At 67.8% G+C, this 21,535-nt stretch carries 15 protein-coding genes; 9 read left to right on the top strand and 6 right to left on the bottom strand.

What is annotated here, in order from left to right; genetic code table 11:
• Positions 1 to 50 precede the first annotated feature (50 nt).
• Entirely contained in the window at positions 51 to 2,006 is a 1,956-nt protein-coding gene (locus tag ASE22_RS05125) for an NAD(P)-binding protein (protein WP_056355780.1), read from the top strand.
• Between the two features lie 109 nt (positions 2,007 to 2,115).
• On the opposite strand, the gene ASE22_RS05130 is transcribed toward ASE22_RS05125, so the two are convergent.
• Together ASE22_RS05130 and ASE22_RS05135 are read right to left on the bottom strand one after the other, a co-directional pair.
• Entirely contained in the window at positions 2,116 to 2,757 is a 642-nt protein-coding gene (locus tag ASE22_RS05130; protein WP_056355782.1) for a TetR/AcrR family transcriptional regulator, read from the bottom strand.
• Between the two features lie 118 nt (positions 2,758 to 2,875).
• A complete protein-coding gene (locus tag ASE22_RS05135) occupies positions 2,876 to 5,347 on the bottom strand; it encodes a TonB-dependent receptor (protein ID WP_056355784.1) in 2,472 nt (823 codons plus the stop codon).
• A gap of 252 nt (positions 5,348 to 5,599) precedes the next feature.
• Here ASE22_RS05135 and ASE22_RS05140 point away from each other — a divergent pair, with 252 nt between their 5' ends.
• The gene (locus ASE22_RS05140; RefSeq protein ID WP_056355787.1) at positions 5,600 to 6,145 is read left to right on the top strand and encodes a nuclear transport factor 2 family protein; all 546 of its coding nucleotides are present in this window, start codon (positions 5,600 to 5,602) and stop codon (positions 6,143 to 6,145) included.
• A 16-nt stretch (positions 6,146 to 6,161) separates the two neighbouring features.
• Here the strand turns inward: ASE22_RS05140 and ASE22_RS05145 are convergent, their stop codons facing one another.
• Together ASE22_RS05145 and ASE22_RS05150 are read right to left on the bottom strand one after the other, a co-directional pair.
• Positions 6,162 to 7,826 (bottom strand): class I SAM-dependent methyltransferase, encoded by a 1,665-nt coding sequence (locus ASE22_RS05145; protein ID WP_056355788.1) that lies wholly within the window; start codon positions 7,824 to 7,826, stop codon positions 6,162 to 6,164.
• Positions 7,823 to 8,671, bottom strand: coding sequence for a glycosyltransferase family 2 protein (locus tag ASE22_RS05150; protein WP_056355790.1), 849 nt, complete (start codon positions 8,669 to 8,671; stop codon positions 7,823 to 7,825). Before ASE22_RS05150 ends, ASE22_RS05145 begins: the two co-directional genes overlap by 4 nt.
• Positions 8,672 to 8,865: 194 nt before the next feature.
• On the opposite strand from ASE22_RS05150, the gene ASE22_RS05155 reads away from it, so the two are divergent.
• The 3 genes from ASE22_RS05155 to ASE22_RS05165 all read left to right on the top strand — a co-directional run bounded on the left by ASE22_RS05155 (position 8,866) and on the right by ASE22_RS05165 (position 14,783).
• Positions 8,866 to 9,420 (top strand): dTDP-4-dehydrorhamnose 3,5-epimerase family protein, encoded by a 555-nt coding sequence (locus ASE22_RS05155; RefSeq protein WP_056355792.1) that lies wholly within the window; start codon positions 8,866 to 8,868, stop codon positions 9,418 to 9,420.
• Between the two features lie 212 nt (positions 9,421 to 9,632).
• Positions 9,633 to 11,879, top strand: a complete 2,247-nt coding sequence (locus ASE22_RS05160; RefSeq protein ID WP_056355794.1) for a TonB-dependent receptor — start codon at positions 9,633 to 9,635, stop codon at positions 11,877 to 11,879.
• A gap of 57 nt (positions 11,880 to 11,936) precedes the next feature.
• Positions 11,937 to 14,783 (top strand): LuxR C-terminal-related transcriptional regulator, encoded by a 2,847-nt coding sequence (locus ASE22_RS05165; RefSeq protein ID WP_056550203.1) that lies wholly within the window; start codon positions 11,937 to 11,939, stop codon positions 14,781 to 14,783.
• Between the two features lie 15 nt (positions 14,784 to 14,798).
• Here the strand turns inward: ASE22_RS05165 and ASE22_RS05170 are convergent, their stop codons facing one another.
• Positions 14,799 to 15,230: a hypothetical protein gene (locus tag ASE22_RS05170; protein ID WP_056355799.1), complete on the bottom strand. Its 432-nt coding sequence runs from the start codon at positions 15,228 to 15,230 to the stop codon at positions 14,799 to 14,801.
• A 47-nt stretch (positions 15,231 to 15,277) separates the two neighbouring features.
• On the bottom strand, positions 15,278 to 16,267 hold the full coding sequence (locus ASE22_RS05175; RefSeq protein WP_056355801.1) for a zinc-dependent alcohol dehydrogenase family protein: 990 nt from the start codon (positions 16,265 to 16,267) through the stop codon (positions 15,278 to 15,280).
• A gap of 163 nt (positions 16,268 to 16,430) precedes the next feature.
• Here ASE22_RS05175 and ASE22_RS05180 point away from each other — a divergent pair, with 163 nt between their 5' ends.
• The 4 genes from ASE22_RS05180 (at position 16,431) to ASE22_RS05195 (ending at position 21,475) form a co-directional block, all read left to right on the top strand.
• The gene (locus ASE22_RS05180) at positions 16,431 to 17,438 is read left to right on the top strand and encodes a zinc-dependent alcohol dehydrogenase family protein (protein ID WP_056355802.1); all 1,008 of its coding nucleotides are present in this window, start codon (positions 16,431 to 16,433) and stop codon (positions 17,436 to 17,438) included.
• Between the two features lie 19 nt (positions 17,439 to 17,457).
• Positions 17,458 to 18,594: a hypothetical protein gene (locus ASE22_RS05185; protein WP_056355804.1), complete on the top strand. Its 1,137-nt coding sequence runs from the start codon at positions 17,458 to 17,460 to the stop codon at positions 18,592 to 18,594.
• 101 nt (positions 18,595 to 18,695) lie between these two features.
• On the top strand, positions 18,696 to 19,478 hold the full coding sequence (locus tag ASE22_RS05190; RefSeq protein WP_056355806.1) for a cysteine hydrolase family protein: 783 nt from the start codon (positions 18,696 to 18,698) through the stop codon (positions 19,476 to 19,478).
• Positions 19,478 to 21,475, top strand: a complete 1,998-nt coding sequence (locus tag ASE22_RS05195; RefSeq protein ID WP_056355808.1) for a molybdopterin-containing oxidoreductase family protein — start codon at positions 19,478 to 19,480, stop codon at positions 21,473 to 21,475. The genes ASE22_RS05190 and ASE22_RS05195 overlap by 1 nt, the downstream gene beginning before the upstream one ends.
• Positions 21,476 to 21,535 lie beyond the last annotated feature (60 nt).

The following is a 21,535-nucleotide window of genomic DNA, read 5'->3' on the forward strand; positions in this document are numbered from 1 at the left end:
CACTATGCGACCCGCGCCCGGGGACGGGCAGCGACGGGAGACATTCGGAAATGGACAAGAATGGGGAAGGGCGGGCCGTGCCGCCGGTGACGCGCCGGGACTTCGTCGGCGGAACCATGATCGGCTCCGGTGCGGCGCTGCTGACGATGGCCGCGCCCAACATGACCTCGGGCGCCAAGGCGCAGACGGTTCCGAGCCCGCTCAACGACCTCGGCCCGGACTGGACCGGCCCCGGCGGGGTCGGGGATTATGCGGGCAAGAACGGCAACACCGCGACCGTCGTCAACGCCGCGCACAGCCATATCCGCAACGGCGATCTCGACAAGCGGATCGCCGACGCGCCGCTCGCCGACGACCTCTACGACCTGATCATCGTCGGGGCGGGCATCTCCGGCCTGACGTCGGCCTTCGTCTATATGCGGGACAACCCGTCGGCCAGGATCCTGATCCTCGACCAGCATGCCATCTTCGGCGGCGAGGCCAAGCAGAACGAATTCGACGTCGACGGCTATCGCCTGACCGCGCCGCAGGGATCGACCGGGATCGTCGTTCCCTTCGCCGTCGCGGAACAGGTCGGCTTCGGCAGCCCCTTCCTCAAGGAGCTCGGCTACCCCGAGAGCTTCGTCTACCAGGAGCCGAAGAACCTGTCCCAGGCGATCCTGGTGCCGCGCGACGCCTGGGGACCGATGCACATCTCCTGGGAGATGGCCGACACCGCCTTCTATTATGAGGGCAAGGGCATGGTGAAAAATCCCTGGCGCAACGGCTTCCGCGACGCGCCGATCCCCGAGAAGCTGAAGAAGGCGCTGGTCGACCTCGAGCTCTACCGCACGCCGCCGGTGCGCGACGACTGGGCGTCATGGCTCGACAGCATGACCTACAAGCAATTCCTGCTGAACGTCGCGGAGGTGCCGGCCGACTGCATCGACGGGGTGCTGGACGTGCTGAGCCCGGTGATGGCGGCGATGGGCTGCGGCCAGGGCGGCGACGTCATCTCCGCCTATTCGGCCTATAATTACCTGATGCCGGGGGTGATCGGCTATTATCGCTACCAGAATGGCGGCGCCGATCCGACCGACAACATCTATCTGGCGAGCTTTCCCGGCGGCAACACGATCGCGGCGAAGCGCTTCCTGAAACTCGCCAAGCCCGAGGCGCTGAGCGGCGACGACAGCCTCTACGGCCTGATGGAAAGCCAGGTCCGCTGGGACCAGCTCGACCTGCCCGGCCAGAAGGTGCGGATGCGCCTGTCGAGCACGGTCTTCTCGGTCGTCCACGAGGGCAAACCCGCCCGCGCCAGAACTGTGCGCGTCACCTACGACAAGGACGGCAAGCTCGTCAGCGTGCGCGGCAAGGCGGTGATCTGCGCGGGACAGCAGCATGCCAATCGTCGCATCTGCCACGACATCGATGCCGGATATCGCGCGGCGATGCAGGAGTTCCACCACGCGCCGATGCTGGTGATCAACGTCGCGCTCAGGAACTGGAAGTTTCTCGACAAGCTCGGCGTCGCCGGCATCCGCTGGTTCGAGGGGCTCGGCTGGTGGACGAGCCTGCGCCGTAACCTCGTCATCGACGGCCACGAACCCCAGCCGCTCGATCCCGACAAGCCGATCGTGCTGACCCAGTATATCCCCTTCCTGATCCCCGGGGTCGAATGGCCCGACCAGTGCACCCAGGCGCGGATGATGCTGTTCTCCATGTCCTATGCCGATATCGAGGCGCAGGTCCGCGAGCAATTCACCAAGATGTTCGGTCCCTATGGCTTCGACGACAAGCGCGACATCGCCGGAATCATCACCAACCGGCAGGGCCACGCCTATTTCGTCGGACCGCCCGGTTTCCATTTCGGCCGCAACGGCAAGAAGGCAGCGAAGGACGTACTGCGCGAGCCTTATCATCGCATCGCCTTCGGCCATTCGGAGCTGTCGGGCGCGCAGATGTGGGAGACCGCCGTGCTGGAGGGCGAGCGCGCGGCCAAGCAGATCCTGGCGATGAAGCCCTGACCGCTTCGGAGATGCGGACCGGCGAGCCCCCTTCCCGGTCCCTGTCCCCGATCGACGGCCCGGTCCCCTGGTGGGGGGATCGGGCCGTCCTCGTTTCAGGGCGCTTCGATCAGTGGCGCCGCTTGTACTGCAGGATCGGGGGGAGGTAATTGCCCAGATAGGAGGTCGCGGCCCGGGTGGCCTCGTTCACCATATGGTGCGTGACAAGGCCGTCCTCGAGGACCGACAGCGCGAAGAAGGCGTCGGCGATGACGATCGCCCGGAAGAAGATCGCGACCGGCTCGGCCAGTTCCGGAAGGTGGAAGCGTTCGGAGAGCGCTTCGTGAAGCTGCACGCCGAAGCGATAGTCGTCATGGCAACCGGCCTGGCGGATATCGGGCGTCGTCCGCGGCCCCAGGATGAGCTGCCGCGCCGCCGCGTCGGCGTTGAAATAGTCGGCCGAGGCGGTGAGGAAGATGCCTATGATCGCCTGCCAGGGCGCATCGGCCGCAATCGCGGGCTCGACGCTCGCCATCTCGTCCGAGAGCGTCCGCGCCAGTTCCTTGTAGAGCTCGCGCAGGTCGGGGAAGAAATGATAGGTCGAGCTGGACGGGATGTTCGCCGCCTCCGACACCATCGGCAGGGTGATGTCGTCGATCTCGCGTTCCTGCAGCAGTTCGCGGGCGGCCTGAATCAGCGCCTCGCGCCGCGCGCGGCCGCGGGCCTGCGTATAGCGGCGGCCGATTCCCGCTTCGGTGGTCGCTTCCCTCATCCTCCGATCCTAGCGGTTGAGGGGCGCCGAGGTCCATGGCTTTCGGCGGCGCCGGACAGCGAAAGGGGGAGAGGAGCACATCGCCCCCCTCCCCCTGTTCGTCTTCGAAGACGCCTGGTCAGAACTTCGTCTGGACCTGCAGCATCACCGTGCGGGGCAGCGTCCCGAAGCCGAGCTGATCGGCATGAGCCGCCACGGCCCCGCCCGAGGCGCCGCCGGTCGAGGGACCGTCGACCGCGCCGGTGACGTAGAAGCGGTTCGTGAGGTTCTTGCCGATCAGCGCAACCTGCCAGCGTTCGTCGTCCGATCCGACGCGGATGCCGGCATCGAGCGTCACATAGCTGCTCTGCCGCGAGTCGCGACTGCCGAAGCCCGAGGCGAGGTAGGAATCGCTGTAGCGCGCATCGGCGTTGAACCCGACCAGCAGGCTCGATCCCATCGGCACGTCATAGGCGAAGCCGACCGTGCCGGTCCATTCGGGCGCGACCGACAGCGGCTGGCCCTTCAGGTTCTGGCGGAAGGCGCCGCCGACCGGAACGTTGCAGCCCTCGGCCTGGCTCTGGCCCGCATAGCAGGGCGCATCGGGGAAGTCGGTATAGCGCGCCCGGTTGTAGTTGACCGAGCCATGGAGGTTCAGGCCGGCGACGTCGCGCGGGGCATATTCGAACTCGAGCTCCACGCCCTTGGTGCGGGCGTCGGCAGTCAGCGTCTGGAAGGCGAAGATCGGCGAGTTGAAGAAGTCGACCTGCAGATCGCTGTAGCCATAGGTGTAGACGCCCAGGTTCAGCCGGAGCTGGTTGTCGAGCAGGGTCGACTTGATGCCGGCTTCGAAACCCCGCGCCTTTTCCGGATCGAAGGTCAGGTCGGCGAAGGGCACGTTCGACAGCTTCGAATTGATGCCGCCATTCGAGAAGCCGCCCGACTTGTAGGCGGTCTTGAACGCGCCATAGACGAGCAGCGCGCGCGACGGCTTCCAGGTGATCGTCGCTTCGGGCGACCAGTTGTTGAAGGTCTGGTTGGCGTTGATCTCGCCCAGCCCGTCGGGGTCGTCCTGCGGACGGAAGATCGCGAGGACGCCGGGATTGTTGTAGGGCTGGGTGAAGAAGCTGTCCTTGGTCTCGTGGGTGTAGCGCACGCCGCCCGCGATCTCGAGCGCCGGCACGACCTTCCAGGTCACCTGGCCGAAGGCGGCGAGCGTCTCGCCGTCGGTGAAGCTGGTCTTGCGCGTCGCGAGATATTCGTCCTCGGGCGCCGCCGCGCTGTTTGTGAGGCCCGACAGCACGATATACTGGTCGAAGGTCCGCTTGGTCTTCTGGTAGAGCGCGCCCACCATCAGGTTGACCGGCGCGTCGAAGCTGGTCAGCGCGCGGAACTCCGACGAGAAGGCGTGATAGGTCGAGTTCTCGGTCGCCCAGTTCGCCGCCGTGCTCGACTGGAAATCGCAGGCGCAGGCCCAGCGGTTGTTGTTCCAGTTATAGTTGGTGACCGAGGTGAGGGTCACGTTCTCGAGCTCATAGTTGACGGTGCCGGTGACCGCCCAGCTCTTGTAGCGATTGTAGAGGCTGCCGTCGTCCTTGGCATAGGGGATCTGGGCGGCGAACTCGGCCGGCAGCTTGTTCTGGTGGCCGACGAAGTCGCGCTGGCAGACATAGCCGTTGAGCTGGCTCGCCCCGCTGGGACAGTTGAAGGCGACGTAGTTCCAGCTGTTGTTGTTGGTCTCGTTATAGGTGCCCGATCCCTTGAGGGTCGCGGTAAGCCGGTCGGTCGGCTCCCATTTCAGGGTGACGCGGCCGAGCAGTTCCTTCTCGCCCGGCTGGTCCTTCGGTGCCGGGTTGGACAACGACGTACCGGCGGCGCCGGTCGCGACGTCGAGCGTGGGGTAGGCGATCGGCTGCGAAACGTTCTTGTAATAGCCCTCGTACATCTTCGACCCGCGCAGCGCGACGCGGATGCCGAGCGTGTCGCTCAGCGGACCCGAGCCGATCGCTTCGAGCTGGACCTGGCGGGCGTTGAACTCATAGCCCGCGCGCGCCTTGAACTCCGGCGTGGCGGTCGGATCGGCGGTGGTGAGCGAGATCACGCCGGCGGTGGCGTTCTTGCCGAAGAACAGCGCCTGCGGTCCCTTCAATATCTCGACCCGGCCGAGATCGAAGAAGCCCTCGTTGATGATGCGGCCCTGGCCGTAATAGACGCCGTCGACGACCACCGCGACCGACTGCTCGATGCCGATCGAGGTCGACGACGAGCCGATGCCGCGCAGGGTGAGCTGCGCGCCCGAGCCGTTGGATGCGCGGCCGACATTGAGGTTGGGGGTGCGCGCCGCGATCTTCTCGATCGAGGTCAGGTCCTGGCGCTGGACCATCTCCGCCGACAGCGCGGTCACGGCGACGGGCACGTCCTGCACGCTTTCAGAGCGCTTGCGGGCGGTCACGACGATGTCCTGGAGGCCGCCGGCCGGCTCGCCGGCTTCGCCCTGCGCCGGAGCGGCGGCTGGGGCCGCATCCTGCGCCAGCGCGGGCGTCGACAGCGCGAAGCCGACGACGATCGCGGCGCCACGGAGCAGGTCGCGTTTGAAGCTGTTGGTCTGCATGTCATCCTCACCAGAAGCGGCCGTCGGCCTTGGGTTATCTCGTTGGCGCTCCGGTAAAGGCGCGCGGCGGGCGGAGGCATGCGCAAAACCGCCGCCGGGGTCACCCTGTCAAAAGATGCAGGTACCCCGTTTTCCGGGGGGCCGAGCGGCCCGGCCTGACATTTTGGATAGTGGGAGGCGAGCCGCACAAGCGCACAGGATGGCGGCGACGCGCCATGACCGGCGAACAACCGCGAGAGGGAGAGGCGGACGATGGACATCGAGAAAGAGGTCGCCGACCTGGTCGCGCGGCGCGAGATCACCCGGGCGATCCACGCCTATATGCGCGGGCAGGACCGGCTCGACCGCGACCTGCAGCTCTCCTCGTTCCACGCCGACGCCGATGTCGACTGCGGCCTGCTGCGCGGCGGGCCCGAAACCTATACCGACTTCGCGCAGAGCTTCCTCGCATCGATGAAGGGCAGCCAGCACATCATCGGCCAGATCGACCTGGAGGTCGATGCGGCGGCCGGCACCGCGAGCGGCGAGGTCTATTTCTTCGCCTGGCACCGCCTGGTCGGCGAGGGTGGCGAGGACCGCGACCTGTTGATGGCGGGGCGCTATGTCGACGACTATCTCCGCCGGGACGGGTTGTGGGCGATCCAGCGCCGCCGCGAGCTGATCGACTGGGCGCGCGACGTGCCCGCCGCCGACGCGATCCTGCGCGAGCAGACGACGATCCACCTGTCGGGCCGCGACGGCCGGGACTTCAGCCAGACCCGCGACTGGACCGCGGGAACGTCGGGGCGCGACGGCTAGGCGACCGCGCGGCCGGTCAGGCCGCCGCCAGCCACGGACAGCGCGCCAGCAGATCGGCGTGCAGCCGCGCGCGATCGTTCCAAAGCCTGCGATACCAGTCGACGCGCGGGCCGACCTGCGCGGCGAACATGCGATTGTCGCGCACGTCCTCCCACGCATGGCGCGTCAGCGCCTCGCGCAGCGCCTCGTCGTCGAGCAACCTGACGAGGGCGGGCGCCCAGTCGGCGAGATCGGGCGCGATCAGACCGGTCCGGCCATCGACGACGCTCTCGCTATAGATCGCCGGCGAGGCGATCACCGCCGCCCCGCGCGAGGCGCATTCGACATATTTGACGTCACTCTTGAACAGCTCGAAATCGTCGCCCGCCAGCGGCAGCAGCGCGATGTCGCAGGCCTCCATGACGGCCAGATATTTCTCATAGTCCTGGGCTTCCCAGAAGCGCTTCCGCCCGGTCGGCAGAGCGTCGAAGAAGGACCGGTCGTGGACGACCTCGAACATCACGTCCGGATGCGCGGCGACGGCGGGCGCCAGCGCACGCGCCACGGCGGCGCCGAAGCCGCCACGATTGAGAGCGCCGTAGAAGATCCGGCGCGGCCCCGGCGGCCGCACACGCAACGGCGGCAGCACGAAGGCCGCGTTCGGAAAGGCCATCACAGCGGGATTATGATCACGGAAGACCGCGGCCAACCGCTCGGTCGTGGTCTGCACCGCATGCGCGCAGGCGACATGCAGCCAGCGCGCCCGTTCGGGAGCCCAGCCGAGGACCTTGCCGACCAGTTCGGGATGGTCGTCATATTCGGTCACGACCAGCCACCCCTCGCGCATCGCCTCGCCGGCCACGCGGAGCCAGGCCTGCCGGTCGGGAACCGCGGGGCGCTGGAGGAGCAGGATGCGCGCGACGCCATCGGCGACCGGCATCAGCGCCACCGACTTTTCCTGATAGCGCAGGGCGACCTCGGGCGTGGTCTGCAGATAGCGCGCGGGCAGCCGGGCGCGGACGTCCATGAAGCGCGGCGCCATCGCGGCGACGAGCATCTGCACAGGCGACGCCGCCGGCCCGTCGGACCGCCGCGCTATCAGGATGTGGTGGACGATCTCGCTGCGGTCGAGCAGCGCGGCCCGGTCGAGGCCGGCCTTGCCCGCGACCTTGGCCATCAGCGGCAACCAGGCCCGCGGCGCGGCCGCGTCCGCCGGCGTCTTGCGCGGGCGTTGTCTGACCAGCCGGAAGCCGGTCCTGGCGAGGGCCGCCGACAGCCTCTCCAGCCCGAGGAACAGCGACGTAGACAGCGGCGACCGATCGCGGGTCAGCCGGTCGAGACGGCTGCGATGGCCGTCGTTGGGCAGGCACAGGACGAGATGCCCGTCAGGGGCGAGCAGCTCACGAAGCCGGGAGAGGCCGGCATCCCCGTCCGGCAGATGATCGCGGATATCCGCGGCGAGGATCAGGTCGAACGGCGCTTCGGCGGCAAGCGCGGCGATGTCCACCGTCGCCAGCGCGCCGACGAGCACCCGGTCCATCCGGCCCGCGGCGGCTTCGGCGGCGGCGGCATCGGCTTCGAGGCCGACATAATGGCAGGTCGGATTGCGCAGCCGATAGGCGGCGGCGAAGCTTCCTTCGCCGCATCCCAGTTCGAGGACCCGCGCCTTCAGCGGCGCGAGATCGAGCAGGTCGGGGTTCACGAGGCGGGCGTCGGCGGTGCGGGGGCGGCCGTCTTCGCGGCCTCGCGGCTCATTTCAAAGAGCCGGAGATAGGCGTCGCCGAGGACCTTGTCCCTTTGCTTCAGGGCCTTCTTGAGGATGTCGATCGTCAATGCCTGCCGGGACGCCTCGTTAGCCACCTTGTCCCGCCAGCCCTCCAGCTCGGCGAAACGCTGATCGTCGGTCCAGCCGGGTCGGGGGCCCGTCGGGAAGGTCAACGCGGTCGGCGCCACGCCACTGGCGGCTCGGCAATCCCGCCGCCGCAGGAATTTCTTGAAGAAATGCCAATCGGTCAGCTGGCCCTCCGGCGTCGTGGACCAGCCCTCCTCGAGCCCCTGGTAGAAATCGCGGCGATGCGCCGCGCAGGACAACGGAACCCGGTTCCACAGGTTCACCATGTTTTGCCGGTGGATCGGTATGCGCAGATCGGTCGCGTAGAAGCGCAGATCCTCGCCGGGGAATATGTGCAGCGGCAGCGAATGGCAGAAGTCGGCGTCGCGGAGCATCACGTCCATCGTGGAGACATGATCGGGAAGCCAGATGTCGCGATCGCACAGATAGCAGATGATTCCGCCCCGGGCCGCCTCGATCGCCTCGTGCCGGTAAGGCTCCCCACGGCTCTCATGCTTCGGATGGTCGAAGAAGGTCACCCGGGGATCGCCGGCGACCAGATCGTGGATAGCCGGCTTGTTCGCATCCGGAACGCCGTCGCCGACGATGTGGACCTCGACGGGAACGCTTTGCGCCAATGCCGACCGAACCGCGAGCTCCAGCGTCAGGCGGTGGTTGAACGTGGGAATGATGACGGTGGCAACGGGGTCGGTCATGCGGCGCCCAGGCTGAGGAACGGGTGCGATGTGGCACGCGGGCGAACGCTTGCCAATCCCAAGCCGCGCCGGCTTCCTGAATATGGCTTGAATGCTTGCCCTTATTTTCCCAAAGTCGCGATGTCACCATGAGGGCCGGCCGGCGGACATGTTCGCCGCCTTCCCTTCCGCCGCAGGTTCGATGGAGGAAGCATTTGCCGGTACGAAGCACGCCCATAACGGGTCTGTTCATCGTTTCCTGGGACCTCGTCACCGACGACAGGGGCTTTTTCCGGCAGACCTACCAGCATAACGAGATTTCCGCCGCGGTCGGACGCGAGCTGCGCATGCGGCAAGGCAATCATTCGCGGTCCGCCGCGCGGGTCCTGCGCGGCTTCCACACCGAACCCTGGGACAAGCTGATCTATGTGGTTCGCGGACTGGCGACATGCGTCGTCGCCGACGTCCGGCCCGACAGCCCGACGTTCGGCAAGAGCGAAAGCTTCCTGCTGGGCGACGAGCCGGGCAGCCGCGACCGGATCTTCGTCAGCCAGGGCCTCGCCAACGCCTTCTATTGCCACAGGGAAACCGATTATCTGAACGACGTCTCGGAGGAGTTCGATCCGAACGGCCGTTCCGGCGTGCGCTGGGACGACCCGACGCTGAATGTGGCGTGGCCGGACAGGGACCCGATCCTGTCGGCGGCGGATCGCGACCAGCCCCTGCTGAAGGATCTTTTTCCAGCCTCGGGACGCTTCATCGCCGGCTGAACGATCGCGGCAGCCAGCATTCTGCGCAGGTCACGCACCTTGCCTGGCGGCCCCGGCGATGCGCCTGCAGGTGGCGGCGACGGGCTCCCGGGGGCCTGCGCCGTGCCCAACTACTCGAAAAGGTCCCCCTCTACCCAATAGATGCGTTCGCCGATCCACGGACACACAGCATGATGCCCTGGAAAAGATAATCCATCGAAAAAGGGAAGATCATGATCCACGGAAGACAGTCGCACAGGTCCCTTTCCCTCAGGCTGGCGGCGATCGGCGCCTCGCTGATCGCGATCGGCCAGGCCGGCGCGGCCTGCGCGCAGCAGGCGCCGACGCGGCCGGCGGACGCCGGCGTGGCGGTCGATCAGGGCGAGATCCTCGTGACCGCGCGGCGCCAGGTCGAGTCGCTCCAGAAGGTGCCGGACTCGGTCACGGTGTTCACCGCCAAGACGCTGGAAGATGCGCGCATCCGCCGGCTCGACGACTTCGTCGCGATGACCCCGGGCTTCGAGATCCATGACGGCGAATCGGCCGGCGTGTTCCGGATGAGCATTCGCGGCATCACCCAGACCAACCAGGGCGACGCCCCCGTCACCATGGTCGTCGACGGCGTGACGCTTCCCTATGCCAACAGCTTCGGCAAGGCGCTGTTCGACGTGCAGCAGATCGAGGTGCTGAAGGGTCCCCAGGGATCGCTCTACGGCCAGAATGCGATCGGCGGCGCGGTGCTCGTCACCACCCAGCAGGCGAGCAACGAGTTCACGGCGCGCCTGACCGGCAGCCTTGGCACCCGCGAGCATCGCGAACTGACCGCGGTGGTCAGCGGCCCGATCGTCGAGGACAAGATCCTGTTCCGCGTGTCGGGCTATCTCAGCCATGACGGCGGCGACATGGCCTATGCCTATTTCCCCGACAAGAAGACTGGGGTCGAGCGGCGCGAGGCGCTGCGCGGCGACCTCACCTTCAAGCTGAGCGACAATTTCACGGCGGTGATCGGCGCCGATGTCGGCCACAGCTTCTACGGAGCGCAGCCGCTCGTCATCAAGACGCTCAGCAGCGGATCGGGCATCCCCGGGGTGACGACCGACCAGCTCAACCAGTCGATCGTCCTCGGCCGGCCCAACCAGTCGAGCTCCGACCTGCCACGCACCAAGCAGAACTACTGGGACGTCTCCGCCAAGCTCGACTGGGATCTCGGCGCCGCTACGGTGACCTCGGTGACCGCCTATCAGAAGGTGAACGAGCGCGAGGTCCAGGACCTCGACGTCTCGTACATCCCCTTCGTCTACGGCAACCTCAACAACCTGATCTCGGCCTTCTCGGAGGAACTGCGCGTCTCGTCGAACGGCGACGGTCCGTTCCACTGGGTGTTCGGCGGCTATATGCTGAAGGTCAATCGCCACTATGACATCGACCCGACCTTCATCAACGTCACGCTGCTGACGACCGGCAATCCCGATCCGGCGGCGGCGGTCTACGCCCCCTTCACCCAGACCCTGCAGCAACAGGATCTCGATTCCTACGCGCTGTTCGGCCAGGCCGAATGGGACGTCAGCGACCGGTTGCAGTTCACCCTCGGCGGCCGGTACGACTATGACCCGCGCAAGAACCTGACCACGGGCTTCGACCCCGCCGGGCCGCTGACCCCGCTGCGCCAGAAGCGGACCTTCAAGCAGTTCCAGCCGAAATTCTCGGCGCGCTATTCCTTCACCCCCGACGCCAACGTCTATGCGACCGTCGCGCGCGGCTTCCGCGCGGGCGGCTTCAACAGCGGCGCCAACGCCAATGTGCTGCAGGCGTTCGAGCCCGAAAAGACCACCGCCTATGAGGTCGGCACCAAGCTCGCGCTGCTCGACCGGCGCGTGAACGTGACCGCCGCCGCCTTCTACACCGATTACAAGAACCAGCAGCTCAGCCTGGTGTCGGTCGGTGCCGGGGGCGTCAGCCAGGACAATTTCACCGTCGACAAGACCCGCATCCAGGGCGTGGAGTTCAACCTCCAGGCGCGACCGGTGAAGGGGTTGCAGCTCGAGTTCGGCTACGCCTACACCGACGGCAAGATCAAGGCGTTCGGCGCGTCGCTGACCGGTTCGTCGTTCAACCCGGCGGCCTATGTCGGCAACAAGGTGCCGCTGACCTCCAAATACACCCTCAACGCGGCCGCGCAGTTCACCCAGCCGCTGACCGACACGCTCGACGGCATCGCGCGTGTCGATGTCGAGCGCAAGGGCAGCCTGTACTGGGAACCGGACAACAACGCCAAGCGGTCGCCCTTCACCCTCGTCAACATGAGCGCGGGCATCCGCACCGAGAAGTGGGAGCTCCGGGCGTTCGGCGACAATGTCTTCGGCAAGCGCTACGACAGCCTGTTCTTCGACAACCTGTTCGTCGGCGCGCCGGGCGGCTTCAACTTCGCCTATCTCTCGCAGGCCTCGCGCTACGGCGTCGAAGCCACCGTCCGCTTCTGATCCCACGACCCGCGCGCGCCGGCCGAACGGCCGGCGCCGCGACGTGGCCAGCCGCCGATGAGCGAGACCGAAGATCCGACCGCCGCCGCCGACCGCGCGCCGCCGACATTGCTTCGGAATGCCATGGAGCCTATGCTGTTTCCCGGCGACATGGCGAAGCAGATACGCAGGGCCACTTCGGCCAAGGACGGCCATCCCAGGATGCACCGCGCGACGGGCGCCGATGTCGGGCGCCTGGGTCTCCCCCGCCGCCGCGGCCGCCTGTGCGAGCGGCGTGAACTGCTCGACAGCCTCGACGAGACCCTGAACACCCGCGTGACCCTGATCGTCGCGCCGGCCGGATACGGCAAGACGACGCTGCTCAGCCAGTGGTGCGAGCGGCTCGAAGACAAGCAGATCCCGGTCACCTATTATTCGGCGGCGGAACGCGACCGCGACCCCGCCATGTTCCTCGCCATGATCGCCGCCGCGCTCGTCCAAGCCGGGGTCGAGATCGCGGGGCCCCCGCCGATCGAGGACGGCAGGATCCGCGACGATCTCTCGCTCGACGACATATTGCTGGGACTCGAGCTGGCCGGCCAGCACATCATGCTCATCATCGACGATTTCGAGCGGATCAACGAGCCCGCCGTGACCGCGCTGATGGCGACCTTTCTCGACACCGCACCGGCCACGGTCCACCTGCTGATCGCGTCGCGCACCTTCCCGGCAATCCCGCTGTCGACGATCCAGATCGAAGGACAGCTGCGGCTGATCGACTCCTTCCAGCTCAAGCTCCGCCACGAGGAGCTCGCCTGGATGCTCGATCTCGACGTCGACACCCCCGAGGTGCGCGAGATCGCCGCGCAGACGCAGGGCTGGCCGGTGACCGCCGAACTCTATCGGCTGTGGCGCGACCGCCACCAGGCGCACGACGCGCGCGCCACCTTCGGCGGCCATGTCGCCGAGGTTCACAACTACCTGGCCGAGCAGCTCTTCTCCAGCCTGCCGCCCGAGCAGTTCGAGCTGCTCGTCGACATCGCCGACCGCGAGGAGGTCCAGCCCGAACTGGTCGACGCGATGCGGGGTCGGCAGGACAGCGCGCGGCTGCTCGGCGACATCCACCGCGCCATGTCCTCGCTGATGTGGATGGGCCGCGACGGCGCGAGCACCGCCTATCGCCTCCATCCGCTGCTGCTCGACCATCTCCGCCAGACGCTGAGCGCGGACAGCCCGCGGCGTTCGCGGCTCTCGGTCAACGCGGCGCTGTGGTTCCTCGAGCACCAGCGCCACCCCGAGGCGATCCGCGCGGCGCTGGAGGCGAAGGACGCGGCGACGGTCCGGCACATCGTCCAGTCGCTGCGACCGATGCACATCCTGGTGGCCGACAGCGCCACCGCGCTCCGGATGATCCTGCGCGAATTGCCCGAGGAGGTGATCGCGGGCCATCCGCGCATCCAGATCATGGCGGTGCTCGCCCACTTCAAGGCGGGCTTCTTCGCGGAAAGCCGGACGATGCTCGACCGCATCCGCGCGGCGACGGGCGATTTCCGGATCGATCCGGACGGCCATCCCGACTGGCTGACCTCCGAAGGCAATCTGGTCGACCTGATCATCACGCTGCAGGTTTCGCGCTGGTCGCCCCGGATCGACGAGATGTGCGACATCGCGCTCGCCGCGGCGGCCGACGATCCTACGGTCTGGGGGTCGTGCGAGGTCGTGCAGATGCTGGCCCAGCAGCTGCGCGGCAATTTCGACGCGGCCGACGCGGCGATCCTGCGCGCGCGGGGCATCTACGATGCCATCGAGCTGTCGCGTTACGGCCATACCCAGATCGTCGGGCACGAGATGCTGGTGCTGATCGCGCGCGGCCGGCTGCGCAAGGCGGTGGAGGCGATCGCCAATTACCAGAAGCAGCCGGGCCTCGAGGTGCCCGACGACGTCAGCACGCCGACCTTGCTCAAGCTGCTGCTGGCGGCGATCCGCTACGAGCAGGAGTTCAGCGACAGCGCGGTCGAGGCGCTCAAGAACAGCCTGGCCGAGCATAGCAAGGTCGAATCGTGGATCGACCAATATGCGATCGCCTATCCGATCATCGCGACCCGGCTGTTCGTGCGCGAGGGCGCCGGCGCGGCCGACGCCTTCCTGGCGGAGGCGCAAAGCCGCGCGCAGCGGATCGGGCTGGAACCACTGCCCGATTTCGTCAGCTTCCTGCAGGTCGAATATCTGGCCAGGGGCGGCCACGTCGCCGAGGCGCTGCGCATGGCGGGCGAGATCGGGCTCGACCGCATCGCCAGGGGCGAGGACGACCTGGCCGAGCAGCGCAGCTGGCGCGAACGCGATGGGGCGGTCCGCGCTCATATCCGGCTGTGCCTGGCCGACGGCCGTCCCGATGAGGCGCTCGACTCGGCCCGCTGGATGGCCAAGGCGGGACTCAACGGCGGCAGGCTGCATTCGGAGATCAAGGGGCTGGTCTTCTCGGCGCTGATCCTCGCCGCCCGGCCGGAACCGGACCAGGCATCGGCGGACCAGGCATCGGCGGACCTGCTGCGCGCAATCCTGCTGGCCTATCCCGAGGGCTTCGTGGCGCCGTTCGCCGAAGAGGGCGAGGACCTGATGCCGCTGGTCAGGGCGCTGCTCGCCGACGCCGAGATCGACGCCTATGCCCGGCGCCATCTCGACGACGTACGCCGGGCGATTGCGAGCGCGATGGCGCGGACCGACAGCAACCAGCTCAACGCGCGCGAGCGGGAGATCGTCCGCCACCTGGCCGAGGGGCTTTCCAACAAGGTCATCGCGCGGCGGATGGGGATCACCGATCACACGGTGAAGTTCCACCTCAAGAAGGTCTTCTCGAAGCTCGAAGTGTCGAGCCGCCGGGCGGCGGTCGCCAAGGTGCAGGCCAGTTTCTCACCGGCCCCCTAGCGACCGCCAGTCAACTCAGTTGATGAAACCGAAGATGTGGTGGCTGACGCACTGCCATTCGCCCTTCGGGCCCATCCGCCAGCCCGATCCATAGGCCAGCTTCGCACCCTGCATCATCGCCGCCATGTCCTCGGCCTTGGGCATGTCGGGGCCGAGATCGCCCTCGAACTCCTCGGTGACTTGCGCGAAGGCGAGCGAGGTGATGAGATCGCCCATCTTGCGCGCGGTGATGCCCAGGAACTTGATCTCGCAGCTCTTGATCTTGCGATCGAGTTCGATGAAGCGGGTCTTGTTCATGCGGCCGCCGGCGAATTGCGGATCGACGGTGAACTGGAAATCCTCGTGCAGCACGTCTTCCAATACGTCGAAATCCTGCACCATCAGCGCGTCGGTCCAGCGCTTGAGCTGGAGGGCGACGCCCTCGCATCCCGGTTCGATATCTTCCATGACGATACTCCTCTTGGTGATTGACGGTGGGTGGAACGGAAAGGGGCTCAAAGCTGGACGACGACCTTGCCGCGCTGTGCGCCCGAGGAGAGGTAGCGATAGGCCTCGATCGCCTCCTCGAACGGGAAGATGCGGTCGATCACCGGCCGGAGCCGGCCATCGGCGATCGCCTGCCCGACGAAGCGCTTGGCGCGGTCGAACGGCGCGTCGAGCCGGTTGTGGTTGAACACCGAGAAGCCGGTGATGCTCGCGCCGGCCCGGATCAGCGGCAGGATCGGCCCCGACAGCGCGAGATCGTCGCTCAGCGCCCCGACGATGTAGATGCGGGCCCCGGGGGCGAGGCAGTCGAAATAGCGCGGCATCATCGGCCCGGCGACCGTGTCGTAGACGAGATCGACGCCGCGCCCGCCGGTGATCGCGCCGACCTGCGCGGCGAGGTCCAGCCCGTCGGTGGCGACGACGGCGTCGGCGCCCAGGCCGAGCAGGAAATCCCGCTTGTCGAGCGTCCGGCTGGTGGCGATCACGCGGGCACCGCACAGCTTCGCCATCTGGATCGCGCCATTGCCCGAGGTGCTCGATCCGGCGGTGACGAGCACGATGCTCCCCTCGCCCACCCGGCTCAGCTCGACCATGGGATAATAGGCCGTCAGCGCCTGCGACCAGATCGCACAGCCCGCGGCCGGATCGTCCTCTCCCGTCCAGTGGGCGAGATAGCGGGCGGGGGTGATCGCGAACGTCCCGTTGACGCAATAGCGGCCGTCATCCTGCACCAGCGAACAGACCCGATCGCCGATGGCGAAGCCGGCGACGTCATCGCCCACCGCCTCGACCACGCCGAACGCCTCCTGGCCGATCCGTGCCGGCAGCGCGGGCGAGCTGTAATAGCGATCCTCCATCCAGAAGAGATCGCCGCGGTTGAGCGCGAAGGCCTCGACCCGGTAGCGGACCTCGCCCGGTCCCGGCGGTGGCACCGCAACGTCGCGGAACCGCAGCACCTCGGGACCGCCGAACCGGTCGAACTGCAGGATCACCGCCATGCCACCTTCCCTCCCGTCCCGAACAACGTGGCGATGATGAGCGGCGGAGCGACGCTTTGGGAATAGCAACCACCCGCATTCCCCGGCCGCTACTCTCCGAACGGGTTGAGCGGTCCCGCCGCGCTTCCTAGCGTCGCGAACGAGGTCCACCACGGAGCGCAGCATGGGCAGCCAGAAGGTCGCGATTTTTGATCAGGTCGGCGAGGAGGCCGACTTCACGGTCGGCACCGCACCGATTCCGGAACCGGGGCCCGGCGAGGTTCGCTTCAGGGTGGCCGCCTTCGCGCTGAACCAGGCCGACCTGCTGCTGACCAAGGGTCGCCATTATGTCGAGGCCCAGCTGCCGATCCGGGTCGGCTATGAGGGTTGCGGGACGGTCGACGCGGTGGGAGCCGGCGTGACGCGCTTCCGCATCGGCGATCGCGTCACCAGCCTGCCCAACGCGATCGGACCTTATTGGACCGGCGGCGAATATGCGGTGGCGCAGGAGGATTTCCTGACCGACTGGCCGGAGGGCTGGTCGGCCGCCGACGCCGCGAGCCTGTGGATGCAGTATCTGACCCCCTATTTCCCCTTCGCCGAGCTGTTCCCGTTCGAACCGGGAAGCTGGGTGATGATCACGGCGGCGAGCGGCGGGACCGGCATCGGCTCGATCGGCATGGCGAAACTGCTCGGGGCCAGGGTGATCGCGACGACCCGGTCGGAGAGCAAGGTGGCGATGCTGAAGCGGCACGGCGCCGACGTCGTGCTGTCGACCGAGCGCGACGATTTCGCCGCCGAGGTGATGAAGGCGACCGATGGCGAGGGCGTGCGGCTGATCTGCGACACGCTGTGCGGCCCCTATGTGTCGATGCTGACCGAAACGCTCGCCGACCAGGGGATCATGTTCATCCACGGCGCGCTCGGCAGCGACGACAACATGCTCAGCGTCTCGGTGCTCAACCTCGTCTATCGCCGCGCGGGCATCTACGGCTATTCGCTGATCAACGAGCTGAAGCATCCCGACCGGCTGGCGCGCGGGCGCAATTTCGTGCTCGATGCGGTGGCGAGCAGCAAGCTGCCGAAACCCGTGATCGACCGGATCTTCCCGCTCGACGACGTCAGGAAAGCCTATGACCGTATGCGATCGGGCCAGCAGACGGGCAAGATCATCGTGAGCGTCGCCGAATGATCCGGGCGGACACGCGCCGATGAAGACCGCCACCATCGTCCGCCTGTCCTGCGTCAACGCGGTGGGTTTCTCGGGTTCGACGGTCATGCCGCTCTGGCTCGGCGAGATCGCCGGGCATCTCGGCATGCCGTCCTGGTATGCGGGCGCGGCGGTGATGGCGCTGCTCGGCGCGGCGGCGCTGTTCAACCTGGCGACCCCGATCCTGTTCCGCACGGTGGCGCTGCTGCCGCTCGCCCGCGCCGCCCTCGCGGTGGTCTCCCTCGCCTATCTGATGGCGGCGGTGCGGTCGCCCGCCCTGTTCCTGGCGGCCTGCCTGATCACCGGCGGCGCGCTCGGCACGCTGCTCAACGTCACCAACCGGCTGATGGGCAGCCACGAGCATGTCCAGAAGGGCTATGCGATCTTCCAGCTGGTCGAGATCTGCTTCGCGACCGCGCTGTTCCTCGGCTGCACCGCCATGATCGCCCGCTTCGACCTGTCGGCGATGTTTCCGCTGACGGCGGCGACCGGCCTGCTGGGGCTCGGCCTGCTCCACCGGCTGCCGCTGGACAGGGCGATGCCGGCGGTGGTGGGCGAGATCGAGGGCCCCGCCCATCGCGGCCGCGCCATCGTCACGCTGATCGCCTTCGGGCTGTTCTTCATCGGGCAGGCGACGCTCAATTCCTTCATGCCGATCATCGGCCAGGCGGCCGGGCTCAGCGCCGAGCGCGCGGGCCAGATGGTCGGCTTCGGCATGCCGTTCGGCTTCGCGGGGGCGCTGCTCGCCCGGGTGATCGGGGAGCGGATCAGCCCGGTCGCGGCGGTCGGGCTGACGATCGCCGTGCTCGCCGTCGCCGCGCCCTGCGTCACCTTCGCGCCCGGCGTCGGCGCGTTCATGGCGACGGTGATCCTGCTGGTAACCTTCACCATCTTCTCGGTCCCCTATTTCTTCGCCCAGCTCGGGGCGCTCGACCGCCATGGCCGCTACACCGCCTTCGGCCCCGCGATGATGCTCGCGGGGATCGCGATCGGGCCGAGCGCCGCGGTGCTCATCAACGGCCGGCTGGGGCTCGGCGCGGTCGGCCTCTTCGCGAGCGGCTTCCTCCTGATCGCCGGCGCCGCCTTCGCGCTGGCCGTGCTCGCCCGCCGCCCCGCCCCGGTCCCGGCGGCGGCCTGACGTCCGCACCCGCCGCTACCCATATCGCATGGCGGCTATCCGCCATCCCGCTTGCCCTCCTCCCGGCATATCCTAGCCTCCGACCGATCAGGAGAACGGCGATGAACGACGACGGCAAGACGGGGCTTCGGCGGACCGGCTACGAGGTGACGGGCAACCTCGTCGACATGACCCGCCCCGCCGGTCCGCAGAGGACGGCGACCTTCCGGGCCCAGCCGCAAGACATCGCGATCGACCTCGACCGCACCGCGATCGTCGTCGTCGACATGCAGAACGACTTTTGCGGCCATGGCGGCTGGTTCGACACGCTCGGCGTAGACGTGGCGCCGATCCACGCCATCTATCCCAATATCCGCCGCGTCACCGACAGCGCGCGGGCGAAGGGCATCCCGATCGTCTGGGTCGGCTTCGGCACGCGTCCCGACCGCGCCAACCTCGCCCCGATCACGCGCTATCCCTTTGCGCGGGTCGGCGGCGGGGCCGGCCTCGGCGACCTGATCCACGGCAAGGGCCGGAGCGAGCCGCACCACATCCTCCAGCAAGGCAGCTGGGGCGCCGAGGTCGTGGCCGAACTCGACGCGCGGCCAGACGACATCCATGTCGACAAGCATCGCATCAGCGGCTTCTGGGATTCGCCGCTCGACTCGATTCTGCGCAATCTCGACGTGAAAACGCTGGTGATGATGGGCGTCAATTCGGACGAGTGCGTGTTCGCGACGCTGATCGACGGCAGCTTCCACGGCTATGACACGGTGATGATCGAGGACGGGTCGGCAACCAGCTCGCCGCCGAGCTGCCATGAGGCGGCGCTCTACCAGGTGCGTTTCTGCTTCGGCTTCACGATGACCTCGACCGACTGGGCCGAGGGGCTGGAGAGCGCCTGATGGCCGAGGACCGGCGCAGCTTCTGTCGGTTCTGCGGAAGCAACTGCGCGGTCATCGCCACGGTCGAAGGCGATCGGATCACCGCCGTCCGCGGCGATCCCGACGATCCGGTCTCGCAAGGCTATATCTGCTCGAAGGGCGCGGCGCTCGGCCGCTTCCATCACCATCCGCGACGGCTCGACCGGCCGATGATCCGCCGCGGCGGCGAACTGGTCGAAACCGACTGGCCGACCGTGCTCGACGACATCGCCGGCCATGTCCGCAGGCTGATCGACGCGCAGGGCCCGGCGGCGATCGGCGGCTATGCCGGGACCCCCGCGGTGCCCTGCGCCAGCGTCAACGTCTGGCGGCCGTTCATAGCGGCGCTGCGGACCCCCTCGATCTATTCGACCGTTTCGGTCGACGTGCCCTGCGTCCCGCTCGTCTCCGAACGCGTGTGCGGCAATCCGATGATCGCAACCCAGCCCGATCCCGACGCGCGGATGACGGTGCTGATCGGGGTCAATCCGGTGGTGTCGCACGGCCACGTCTTCTTCATGACCGCGCCCAAGGTTCAGCTGCGCCGCTGGGCCGAGCAAGGCAGCCTGTGGGTGGTCGACCCGCGCCGCAGCGAGAGCGCCGAGGTGGCGACCGAGCATCTCGCCGCCTGGCCGGGCAGCGAGTTCATGCTGCTGGGCCATGCCGTCCGCGAATTGCTGCGCGACGGTGCCGACCGCGCCTTTCTCGACGCCTATGTCGACGGCCTGCCCGCGCTCGCCGCGGCGGTGGAGCGCTTCACCCTCGACGCGACCGTGGCGGGAACGCGCCTGCCGCGCGAGCAGGTGAGCGGCTTCGTCGCCGCGATCCGCAAGGCCGGCCGGATCGGCATCCATTGCGGCACCGGCATCTCGATGGGCCGCAACGCCAATGTCACCACCCTGCTGACCTGGGCGCTCCACGCGGTCACCGGATCGCTCGACCGGCCGGGCGGGGCCTATATCAATCCCGGCTTCGCCCGCAATCTCGACGCCCATGGCTGGACCCCGATGAACACGAGCGGGCCGGGCCCGGCCAGCCGCCCCGACCTGCCGTCGCGGCTCGGCGAATATCCGTGCGTTGCGATCGCCGACGAGATCGACGCCGGCAACCTGCGCGGCCTGTTCGTCTTCGCGGGCAATCCGCTGATCGCGCTGCCCGACACGAACCGGCTGATCGCGGCGTTCGCCAGGCTCGACATGCTGGTGCTGGTCGACGTCGTCGAGACCGCGAGCACGCCTTATGCGACCCATGTCCTGCCGAGCCTCGGGCAGCTCGAAATGGCGGACCTTGTGCTGTGGGACTTCATGAACCCGGCCGAATATTCGCGCTACGCCCCACGCGTCGTCGAGCCGACGGCCGAGCGGAAGCCCTTGTGGTGGATCCTGCGCGAACTGGCGGCGCGGCTCGGTATCGACGCGGGCCTGTCCGCCGGGATCGAGCATGACGACGACGTGATGCGTCCGATGATGGCCAACGCCCGCGCCGATTTCGACACGGTGAAGGCCAGCCCGACCGCCCTGGTCTCCCCCGGCCGCACCTATCGCTGGATCGATCGCCACCTGCCGGGCGGGCGGTGGAAGCTCGACGATGCCGAGCTGCTCGACCAGCTCGCGCGGGCGGAACCCGGCGACGACGCGATGCTGCTGGTGCCGCACCGCCAGAAGAACAAGCTCAACGGCCAGATGAGCGACGGCACGGTCAATCCGCGCCGCCCCGAGCGGGCGGCGCTGTCGATCAACCCCGAGGATGCCGCCGAGCTCGGCATCGCCGACGGCGACAAGGTGATCGTAGCGACCGCGAGCGGCGAGGTCACCGTTCCCGCCCGGCTCGACCCGCGCCACCGGCGCGGCGTCACGTCGCTGCCACACGGTTTCGGCGACCATAATGTCAACCGGCTGACCAGCGTCGGCGACATCGACCGGCTGAGCGGCATGGTCCGGCTCGGCGCCTTCCCGGTGTCGGTGCACAGGGCGGGTTAAGGCGCGGCGGCCTCGAAATCGCCAGCTCCCCCGAAATCCATCGACGCTACCCGCCGCACG

It is taken from the genome of Sphingomonas sp. Root720 (genome assembly GCF_001428605.1).
Taxonomy (GTDB): Bacteria; Pseudomonadota; Alphaproteobacteria; order Sphingomonadales; family Sphingomonadaceae; genus Rhizorhabdus.